This is a genomic window from Streptomyces sp. NPDC020362, assembly GCF_040642095.1.
GTDB lineage: Bacteria > Actinomycetota > Actinomycetes > Streptomycetales > Streptomycetaceae > Streptomyces.
Map to the genome: position 1 here is coordinate 65507 of NZ_JBFAET010000022.1, position 10903 is coordinate 76409.

General features: G+C 70.9%; 4 protein-coding genes and 1 pseudogene. 1 reads left to right on the top strand and 4 read right to left on the bottom strand.

Annotated elements, in window-relative coordinates; genetic code table 11:
* Nucleotides 1–315 precede the first annotated feature (315 nt).
* The 3 genes from AB0H32_RS12200 to AB0H32_RS12210 all read right to left on the bottom strand — a co-directional run bounded on the left by AB0H32_RS12200 (nucleotide 316) and on the right by AB0H32_RS12210 (nucleotide 6178).
* A complete protein-coding gene (locus AB0H32_RS12200; RefSeq protein WP_361118294.1) occupies nucleotides 316–2802 on the bottom strand; it encodes an HAD-IA family hydrolase in 2487 nt (828 codons plus the stop codon).
* Between the two features lie 304 nt (nucleotides 2803–3106).
* Nucleotides 3107–4909 (bottom strand): hypothetical protein, encoded by a 1803-nt coding sequence (locus AB0H32_RS12205; protein WP_361118296.1) that lies wholly within the window; start codon nucleotides 4907–4909, stop codon nucleotides 3107–3109.
* Between the two features lie 606 nt (nucleotides 4910–5515).
* The gene (locus AB0H32_RS12210) at nucleotides 5516–6178 is read right to left on the bottom strand and encodes a phospholipase A2 (protein WP_361118299.1); all 663 of its coding nucleotides are present in this window, start codon (nucleotides 6176–6178) and stop codon (nucleotides 5516–5518) included.
* Between the two features lie 460 nt (nucleotides 6179–6638).
* Between AB0H32_RS12210 and AB0H32_RS12215 the strand changes: the two genes are divergently transcribed.
* A complete protein-coding gene (locus AB0H32_RS12215) occupies nucleotides 6639–9494 on the top strand; it encodes an AAA family ATPase (protein WP_361118302.1) in 2856 nt (951 codons plus the stop codon).
* Between the two features lie 486 nt (nucleotides 9495–9980).
* Here the strand turns inward: AB0H32_RS12215 and AB0H32_RS12220 are convergent.
* Nucleotides 9981–10835: pseudogene (locus AB0H32_RS12220) on the bottom strand (cytochrome P450); the annotation flags it as partial.
* Nucleotides 10836–10903: the final 68 nt, after the last annotated feature.

The following is a 10903-nucleotide window of genomic DNA, read 5'->3' on the forward strand; positions in this document are numbered from 1 at the left end:
GCGAGTTCGATGGCTTTCGATGTCTTCCCACTGTGCATCTACCTTCTTGTCCGGTTGGTTGCAGGCGCAGATCGTGAAGGCCGGCATTCCAGCCCTCGCTCGCCCGAGCACAGTGAATGACGCCGGCTGCCCCGCCACAATGACTCGCCGTCATTGCTGGGGCGAAGAGTGCGGTTCCCCGGCAGTTGCCTACGGAGGCCGGGACGCATTCCTTCGTGCAGAGGCGGCACCCTGCGGGTGTTTCCACGGCAGATTCCACTCAAGGCCCGTGGCACCTCTGTGATCTCGGCAACCCGCGTCCCCGGGTTGCAGAACTCAATGGCGTGCGGAAAGGGGCTGTTCGGCCCAGATCGTCTTTCCGAACGTGGTGTGACGGGTGCCCCAACGCTGCGTCAGCTGGGCGACCAGGAGCAGACCACGTCCGCCTTCGTCATAGGTGCGGGCCCGCCGCATGTGGGGTGAGGTGCTGCTGGCGTCGGAGACCTCGCAGACGAGACCGGCGTCCTTGATCAGGCGCAGCCGAATGGGCGGTTGGCCGTAACGGATGGCGTTGGTGACGAGTTCGCTCACCACCAGTTCGGTGACGAAGGATGTCTCGTCCAGCCCCCAGGAGGCGAGTTGGTCGGCCGCCAGTTGGCGGGCACGGGCCACCACGACGGGGTCCGAGGGCAGGTCCCAGGTGGCGACTTGAGAGGCGTCGAGGGTCTGGGGGCGGGCGAGGAGCAGGGCGACGTCGTCGGAGGGCTTGTCGGGCAGCATCGCACGCAGCACCCTGTCGCAGGCGTCCTCCAGAGACGGTGGGACGTTGCTCAGTGCCTCCCGCAGCCGCATCAGCCCGATGTCCACGTCCCGGTCGGCGGCTTCGATGAGACCGTCGGTGAACAGGGCGATCAGGCTGCCTTCGGGAAGGACGAGCTCGGCCGACTCGAAAGGCAGGCCGCCCAGGCCCAGTGGCGGGCCGGCGGGCAGGTCGGGGAAGTCGACCGTGCCGTCCGTATGCACGACGGCGGGGGCGGGGTGCCCGGCGCGGGCAAGGGTGCAGTGGCGGGAGACCGGGTCGTAGACCGCGTACAGGCACGTGGCGCCGACCACCTCGCCTTCGGGCTCCGCGACCTCCGGCGAGGACGGGCCCGCCTCGCGATCGAGCCGCAGCACGAGGTCGTCGAGCTGCGTGAGCAGTTCGTCGGGTGGAATGTCGATCTCGGCGAGCGTGAGGACGGCGGTGCGGAGGCGCCCCATGGTGGCCGAGGCCTGGATGCCGTGCCCGACGACGTCGCCCACGACGAGCGCGACCCTGGCACCGGACAAGGGGATGACGTCGAACCAGTCGCCACGAATGCCTGCCTTGGAGTTGGCCGGCACGTAGCGGGAGGCCACCTCCACCGCGGTCTGTCGGGGCGCCTGCCGGGGGAGCATGCTGCGTTGCAGCGCCACCGCTGTGTTGTGCTCGCGGGTGTAGCGGCGGGCGTTGTCGATGGCGAGGGCGGCTCTGGCTGTGATCTCCTCGGCCAGGAGCAGGTCGTTCGCGTCGAAAGCATCGGGCGTACGGTGCCGAAGGAACACGGCGAGTCCCAGGGTGGTGCCGCGGGCGAGCAGCGGCACCACGATGAGGGAGTGGATCCCGTGTTCGCGCACGGTTCGGGAACGCGGGGTGTCGTGCACCAGCCACCGCTGGATGTCCGGATCCTCGACCCAGTACCACGCCGGCTTTCCGGTGGCCAGGGCACGGCCCATGGGTGAGTCCTCGGGGTAGTGGTCCGTCTGCCCCGGTTTCACCACGGACTCCGGGCAGCCGTGCAGGACGGACTGCTGTGCGGCACGGCGGAGGACGACAGCCCCGGTGACCGGCCTGAACTCGGGCTCGATGCCGTGAAAGACGGACTCGAACAGATCCACGCTGACGAAGTCGGCGAAGTGCTCGGCAGCCACGTCCGCAAGCTCCTGAGCAGTCCGCGTCACGTCGAGTGTGCTGCCGATGCGGACACTGGCCGCGTTCACGATGGACAGCCGCTGCCTGGTCCGGTACTGCCCGGTGATGTCGACGGCGGCGGTCGACATGCCCCGCACGCGCTTCACCGCCGGGGCAGGACGGTTCGTCAGCCGGGCCAGGGCCGTCGGCAGTCCGGTCAGTGAGGTGATCACTGCGTCGGGCTCTTCGAGCTGGCTGCTCGTCGGCGCCGGCGGGGCCTCGCCGCGCAGCATCCACACCGTGCGCAAACCGAGCCGCGCCGTGGGCCGGATGTCGGTGTCGAGCCAGTTGCCGACATAGGCGGCGCGGGCAGGGGGCACTCCCAGCTGCTCCAGCGCCGTGAGGAACGCGCGGGGATCCGGCTTCTCGAAGGGCTCGCCCCCGAGCAGAATCGCGTCGAACAATCCGTCCAGGCCGTCGCGGCGCAGCGCGTCCCGTACCTGCGGCGGGGAGAGGGAGACGATGCCGAGCCGGTACTGGTGCGCCAGCGCGTGCAGGGTTGGCCGGACATCGGTGTAGAGGGCCTCGAGCGGGTACTCCCAGTGCTGAACGATGCGCCGGTGCAGCAGCGCCACGTCCCCGCCGGGGACGAACCGACGGGCGAAAGCGGCGTGCAGCACTCTGCTGCCGCCTTCACGCTCGGCGTCGTACAGCCCCCAGAATTCGGCCTCGTCGACGTCTCCGGCCAGCTCGGCGACCGCTTGGTGCAGCGCCTGAAGATAGCGCTCGTCGTCGTAGATCGTCCCGCCGATGTCGAACAGCACCGCGTCGATGCGCTCGACCGGCCGTTCCTCCCTGGGCGACGGACGACCGGTGTGCCTGGCCTCGTCCACGGTTCGGCCTCCTGATTCGGAGGAAACCCATATCCGACACCTTGCAGACTACAGCGAGAGCATGATGCATCGCATTCCGTGATTCCGCTCTCGCCTTCCGGTGGCTCGATTCCCCTTTCCTTCGAGCCCCCGTTCTCATGTCCGGATCGCACGGACAGCGTTCGGGCGGGACGGCACGGAAAGACGGCTCCGCAGGGGGCTCCGCAGGGGGGGACGAGGCTCCACCGGCTCGCGCTGGGTGCATGCCCAGCACAAACCGGTGGAGCCGCCGGCGATTGACAGAGGTTCCCGGAAAGGAAGGCGTTTACAGGGGCGCGTCGCCGACGATCCGGGGCAGAGTTCCGGTGAGAGCGTTGGCTCCGACGGGCCGCGCCGCCGGGTTTTCCGACCGAGCCGCGTCATTCCCTTCGTCATTGCAGGAGGTCGGGGCGCCGAAGCTTTGCACCGCGGGAGCGTGGGGCTGTTGCCCCGGCGCCGGCATGGCCGCGTCACCGACGCCGACGCAACCTCCGCGGTGCCCTCTTCCCCCGAGACCGAAGAGGTGTACGTGGTACGCGAATCCAACGTCGAGAACGAGGTGTTCCGTCGTCTGGGCCATGCGGCGGACGGCGCCATGGGGGTCCAGGCTGCGGTCCGGGGCGTCGGCGACCGTGCGGGCCATGGCCTGGGCCCCGCCCCGCGCGGGCGGGTACCCGGCGTGGAACAGGCCGGACGGGATGCCGGCGAGTTCCGGGTGAGCACGTGCCTGCCCGTGCGCGTGCACCGACGCGGGAAGCCCCGGGCGGGCGGATGAACTGTGCCAGGAGGTGCTCGCATGACTCCTGGCCGGGGTCTGCCCGGGTACGTGGACCTCTGCTTCGCCACGGTCCGTGTCGTCCGAAGGCCGGGAGCCGGTCCCGGTCCCGTCGGACCTGTCGGGTGCTGGACCGCGTGCAGGAGTTGGGGCGGCCGGGTGGGGAGAGGTCCGGGCGGAGTCCCGGGGCACGGGATCGGCAGCGCCGGTGGTGTGGCCGTTCACGGGCAGATGGACGGTGGTGGCAGCCGCTGCGAGGATCCCCGCAGCCGCCGTGACAGTCACTGCCGGGCACTTGCGGGCGACGTGCCGCAGCCATGGCAGGCCCGGCGCCCTTTCCGTACGCGGCTGGGCGCGGCCCCTGGTGCCCGGCATCCGCCCGGCCCGAGGGGCCGGCAGAGCGTTGGTGGTGCGCCGACGTCTGGCAGCCGCAAACGCGGCGCCGCCCCAGGGGAGCAGAGCTGCGGCCATCACCTCGCCCGGCCGCTCGTTCATGCCGTTCAGCACGGAGCGGGCGCGGGAGCAGCCGAAGCAGACGGCCGTGTGCCGGTCGAGGGCGTCACTGGGGTAGGCGCCCCTGCGGCGGGTCGCAGCTTCCAGGAGGGAGCTGAAACAGCGGCAATGCCCTTTGGCGGCCGGTTCGGAGTCCAGGTGCAGATAGGCCAGGCGGATGTCTTCAAGGGCACTGCGTCGGAGGTGGGGCACCCTGTCGGGGTGCACGCCAAGAGACCGGCCGGCCGCATGGGCGCCGTCCCGTTGCACGACGCTGTGCCACAGGGCGCCCTGGGTACGCCGGGGCAGTTCCTGGTACGCCCGGACGATGGAGTCGCATTCCCGGGAGGGCGGCGCGGTGGACGGTCGGCGGGGGAGGGTGTGCGTCGTACGGTCCAGCCATGCGACGAAGTCGGCGGAGAGTTCCTTTCGGCGCGTGGTGCCGGCCCACAGTCCGGCGGTCCGCTCGACGAGGAGGAGCGGGTGGTGGGGAGGCGGATGGTCGACGTCCGGCGCGGTGCGTATGTCGCGCACGGCGTGCTGGAGTGCCTCCCGCGTCAGGGCCTGTACGGAGGCCTCGGCCGCGAAGAGGCCGGCGTAGTCGAGCACGGCGGGAAGGCGGCGTCTGCGCAGCTCGGCCGCGGCAGCTGCGATCTGCTTCCTGCAGGCCCTGGGGTCGGCCGACCCCAGGCCGGACGGCCTTGACGAGGTGGCGGGGGTGCGCAGTCTCGCGACGAGTGCCGCATCGGGCAGAGCGGCCCATGGCAGCGCTGCTTCGCTGCCTCTCGTCTCGGGCGCGTGGGACTGATGTCGCCGGGGCATTCTCGTCACCTGCCCGTCCTGTGTCCCTGAAATGTGTGAGGCCGGGAGCGGTGGAGGCGTGCCGAGGATCGTGCGCCGCGTGCACGACATCCCGTGCGGGCATTTCGGCCCGCCCGGCACGGCACACCTGAGTTCCCGCCAGATGCGTCCGGGCTTCGGCGAGATGCCCCACGCAGGTGTGGTGGGTACGCGTGTGAATCGCGGAATCGGGCAGCAGAAGGTCGCATGGCGTGTATCCGTTCTGTAGGCCGGGCGGTCTCGATTCGCCGCCGTATGGATCACCGGCGGTGGATGGCCGGGTTCAACGCTTCGGCGTGGGACGGCCCGCCGGGCCGGTGTCGAAAGAAGTCGATGGGGTGCGCCGCTGAAGTCGATGAGGTGCGCCGCCGGGTCCGCAACCGGTTGCCGCTACTGCTGCGGATTCCTCCGGGATCCTCGGCGAGGTGTGTACGGAGGACGGCACCAATGCCTGCGCACTGTGCGCCGATTCCTGTCGGAGAGGTCTCCTGCGACCAGCCGGTCGTCCGGCGTGGACATGGGCCGGGTGCGGCGGGTGATGGGATCCGCCGCACCCGGCGGGGATGCCGGCGTTGTGCCGCTTCCTGCCTACCGTGCGCCTTCCGAGGGCTGGAACACGCCGTCGGCGCCGGCCTGGTCGTCGAAGGGACTGCCTGAACTGCCGTCGTACTCGGGAAGACCGTTGATCTCGTAACCGAAGGCCGAACCCGGGAGGTTGGAGCCGACCCCGGCACCCACCCCGAGACCGATTTCCTGGGTTTCGCTGATTCTTCCCTGCTGCTGGAGTGTGCTCAGGTCGTCGGTGAAATTCCTGTTGGCATCGTTCATGCTGTCCGCGTTCCACAGGCCGTCCTGCTGGAGGGTGCGGTAGGCGACGTCGTGCCGCTCGCAAGCGATGCGCGCGTCCCCGCCTCCGAACTGGCCGGTGGGGTCGGAGCAGCCGTCGGTGTCCCAGCGAATACCGTTGCCGTCGACGATGGGATCGTTCGACCCGGTGGGGTTGTTCGTCTGCTCCTCCTGAGCGAATTCGTCGAGGGGTTCGTTCATGATGCGGTTGAACGCCTCGGAGTCGAAGGAGTCGCCGGGGAAAACGACTCCGCTGGACGAGGGTCCGTCGTCCGCATGAGCGGTGGACGCGAGCCCGACGATGCCGGTGATGCCGAGGGCGGCTACGGCGGCACCGGCGGAAGCCCGCCGAGCCGCGCGTACGGTGGCCGCACGGCGTTTTGGCACGGCACGGTGCTTTGGCATGAATGAGTCTCCTTGTCGGATCGCCGGCCCGCAGGGCTGTCGGCCGGCTCGCCGAAGTGGCGTAGAAGCATGAGAAATTGCAGGTCAGCGCCGCGGCAAGGAGTGTGCTCCGGTCCTGCGGCCGATCCTGTGGGGCTGCCGCGCCAAGCCTGCGGATGCCGCTCCGGACAGCTGCGGAGGGGCCTGCGGAACTCCCGCACGGCGCGTGTTCTTGCATTCCGCACAACACTTCCGCGATTTGCACCCTCTTTAATGTTTCTTGGGTCAGTCAGGACTCTTGGCCACTTTTAGTGGCAAGGCCCGGCGGGTGACGATGGGCAGCCACCGGGCCCGGCGCCAAAGGCGGCGTACGTCAAATGGCCGCCGACATCACGACGCCCGGACATTCCCGCAGCGTGCGCACTGGCCGGCGTGCTTCTCCTTGATGCGGGCACGGTTTGCGCAACGGCCAGGAGGAACGATGACGCCTCTCGTGGAACGCACCGCGGAGCTGCGGACCCTGGATTTCGTCCTTGGCCGGGCCCTCGAAGGGAACGGCACGGCCGTACTGATCGAAGCGCCGGCGGGCACCGGGAAGAGCACGCTTCTGGCGGAGGCCGCCGCACTGGCCCGGATGCAGGAGGCACGGGTGCTGCGGGCCCGCTGCTGTCCCCGGGAGGCCCGGGTGCCGTGGGCGGCCGTGCGGCAGTTGCTCGACCCGCACCTGAACGACGAGGACCACAGCCTGCTGGACGGGGACCAGGCGGTGGTGCCGTCCACCGGCCACCACGGCGGCACCCCGCCCGTCGACCGGTTCCGCGACCTGTACCTGACGCTGATGCGTCTGTCCCGCCACGCCCCCCTGGCCCTGCTGGTGGACGACGCCCAGCACGCCGACGAGCTGTCTCAGCAGTGGCTGGCGTATCTGGCCCGCCGCCTGCACGGCGTCTGCATAGCCCTGGCCGTGGCCACCCGTACCGCTTCCGGCGCCCCCGGCGGTGTGCTCGCGGCCGAGCTGGTGGCGTGTCCGGAATTCCCCCGCCTGCGCCCGCGGACGCTGTCTCGACAGGGCACCGCGCAGTACCTGGCCGACAGGCTCGGTCAAGCCCTCGGGGAAGAGGCCGCGGCACTGTGCCACCGTGCCGCCGGGGGCAACCTCGCACTGCTCGACGCCGTGGCCGAGGCCCTCGCCCGTACCGGCACCCCGCCCGCGCAGATCACAAGCGGGCAAGCGGTCGGCATCTGCGACCGGGCCCTGCTGGGAGCCCTGCCGCTGTTGTTGAACCGTCATGCTCCCGCGGTGAGTGCCGCTGCCACCGCGGTCACCGCCCTCGACCGTGTTGCCGACCTGCCGCTGCTGGCCCGCACGGCCGGGATCGACCTGCCGGCCGCGGAACAGGCAGTGACCGCCCTGGAGGACGCCGGACTGCTGAGGGCAGGCCCGCCCTGGCAGCCTGCCGGTGCGGTCCTCGCGCAGGCCGTCACCGCGCTGGCCGGCGAGCGCACACTCGACGAGCTGCGTTCCCGGGCAGCCGAGGCACTGCGCGATCTCGGTGCCGGCCCCACGAAGATCGCGGACATGCTTCTGCGTACCGCCCCGGACGGCCAGGACTGGCGGGTGCCGGTACTGCACGAGGCGGCCCGCATCGCGGGCGAGCGTCCCGATCCGCCCGCTGCCCGCGCGTACCTGCGCCGGGCCCTGGCGGAGCCGCCGGCGGACAGCGACCGCCCGCAGCTCCTGACCCTGCTGGGCATCACCGAGGTCCACCTCGCCCCGGGCTCGGCCGTCGGCCACCTGCGCACGGCCCTCGAGGGGGAGGAGGACATCGGCACACAGGCTGCACTGGTGCCGCACCTGGCCGAGGCACTGGCACGCACCGGCCGCGCCGAGGAAGCCGTGGCCCTGCTGGACGCGCTCGCCGGGCGGATCGGCGAGAACGACCGCGAGGCGCTGTACCGCCTGTGGGCCCAGGGCATCCTGGTCCTTCTGGAGGAGACACCGCACATGGCCGACGCCTGGGTCGCCCGCGCCAACATGGCCGACGGCCTGGCCGGCACCAGCCCCGGACAGCGCCTGCTGCTGGCCGCCCTCGCTCTCAAAACCACCCTGACCGGACAATGCGCCCACACCGCCGCCGGTTTCGCCGACCAGGCGCTGGCGCGCCCCGGGCCGAGGGAGGAACCCGCCCTCACGGCCGCGTTCGCGGCGGTCGCGCTGCTGCACGCCGACCGCCTCACCGACGCCGCGCACTGCTGCGACCAGCTCCTCGGCGACGACATGCGCAACCAGCCGGCCCCCCTGCGGTCCCTCTTCATGGCCATGCGCGCCAAGATCGCCCACCGCATGGGCGACCTGGCCTCGGCCCTGTCCCTCGGCAGACAGGCCCTCGCCCTCACACCTCCCGGGCAACGGTACGAGCCCTATGCCACCGCCCAGGTCATCAACGCCCTGATCGACCTGGGCGAGGCCGAAGAAGCCGGGAGTCTCTGCCGCGCCTCCCATCAGGGCCCCACGGGCAACCACTGGAGCTGGGCGGTTCTCCACGCCGCACGCGCTCGAACCCACCACGCCCACGGCCGGTATCACACGGCCTTGGAGGAACTCGACGCCTGCGCACGGCAGATGCGAAACGGCGGTTACGACAACCCCGCTCTCGTCCCCTGGCGCTCCCACGCGGCGCGCGTCCACCAGCGCCTCGGCGACGACGACACCGCCAGGGAACTGGCCGAGGCGGAACTCGTGCTCGCACGGCGCTGGGGCAGTCCCCGCGCTGTCGCCACCAGCCTGCGGACCATGGGCCGCCTGCAGACCGGCCCCGAGGCCGTGACCACCCTGTCCGAAGCCGCCGCGCTCCTTCGGACCACACCCGCCCGGCACGACCTCGCCCGGATCCTCACCGACCTCGGCGAAGCACTGCACGCCACCGACCGCCCCACAGAGGCAAGGACAGCCCTGCGACAGGCCCTCGACCTCGCGGACGCCTCGGGCGCCGCGCCTCTCTCGGAGCGCGCCCACCGAGCGCTGCTGGCCACCGGAGCGCGACCGCGCCGCAAACGTCAGTCGGGTGTACGGGCCCTCACCGAACGCGAACGGCGCATCGCTGCCCTCGCTGCCGGCGGCATGGACAACCAGGCCATCGCCGCCGCGCTGTTCGTCAGCCGGCGGACCGTGGAGTTCCACCTCACGCACGTCTACCGCAAGCTCGCCATCGACGGCAGAGCCGGGCTGAGCACCGCACTGGCCACCGGCCACGTCCCCCAGCAGGACTCGGCAGCCTCCAGACGCCCCGGCCCTCGGAGCGGGCCACCGTCACAGCCCTGGCCGGCCTCGCGATGACCGCGCCCACAGCTGCCCATGCCGACGACGACCGCGCCATCTTCGAGAGGGTGCACCCCGAAGCCGCCGACAACCTGCGAGAGGGCGGACAACACCCTGGCGGACCCCAATACCTTCATCGGAGGGGCGCACGCGCTGGAGCAGGCGCACTGTCCCGGCAGACCGTCACCGGCCTTCTCCGAAGGCTCGGATCAGACCACGGCGCCCGCCTCCGCCTCACCCGGCCCCACCACGACCGATGGCGACGTCGATCCCCTGGGGATGACCGGTGGCGACAGGGAACCCGGCCTCATCGCCGGACGAGGCCGCGCTCCTGCAAACACGTCGGCCGGCTTCCAGGTTCCGGTGCCGGACAGCCGCCATCTGTCTTCGAAGTCCCCTTCCTGCCCGTCCAGGAGGCGGATGCCCGCCTTCCCGTCGGGCCGGAGGACGACGTGCGTGCGGTCGTAGCCGATCCAGGACCCCGAGACCTCTGCCGGCTTCTCGTCAGCCGTCACTCCGCTCGACGGTCAGATGGATCGGACCGCGAAGGACCGGGCTGCGCCGGTACGGTGGCGGGTCGGTGACCAGGCCGGGCCGGTCGAGACGGCGTACCAGTTCGCTCAGCGCGATCTGGGCCTCCCGCCGGGCCAGCGGGCCGCCGAAGCACAGGTGGATGCCGCTGCCGAACCCGAGGTGCTGGTTGTCCCGCCGATCGGGGTCGAAGCGGTCGGGATCGTGGAAGCGGTTCGGATCGCGGCTGCCCGAGGCGAGCATGAGCATGATCTGCGAGCCCTTGGGGATGACGGTGCCGGCGACGGTGACGTCGCTGTACGCCGCCCGCCAGGGAATGATGTGCACGGGGGGCTCGTAGCGCAGCAGTTCCTCGACCAGCGGCACGACCAGGTCCGGGTCGTCGCGCAGTCGCTGCAGCACCTGCGGGTGACGCAGCAGCGTCAGCATGCCGTTGGTGATGAGGTTGACGGTGGTCTCGTGGCCGGCGATCAGCAGCAGGTTGGCGGTGCTGACGATCTCCTCGTCGGTCATCCGCCCGTCCGGCCCGTCATCGTTGGCCAGCCGTGACAACAGGTCGTCGGCCGGTCGGCCGTGGCGTTGCTCCAGCAGCCCGCCGAGGAACTGGCGCAGCTCTTTGCGGGCCTGTACGCCGTTCTCCAGCTTTTCCTTCGGGTCGGTCTTGGGGTTGTAGTCGATCGAGTTGATGAGGTCGTTCACCCACACGCGGAACTTCGGTTCGTCCTCGCGCGGCACCCCGAGCAGGCGGCAGATCACCGTGACGGGGAACGGGTAGGCGAAGTCGTCGACGATGTCGATCTGCTCCTTGCCCGCGAAGCCGTCGATCAGCGCCGGTCACCGGTGGGCAGTCCGGCCTCGCCGACCGCCACCGCCGTCTGCGCACCGCGTCGCCCACC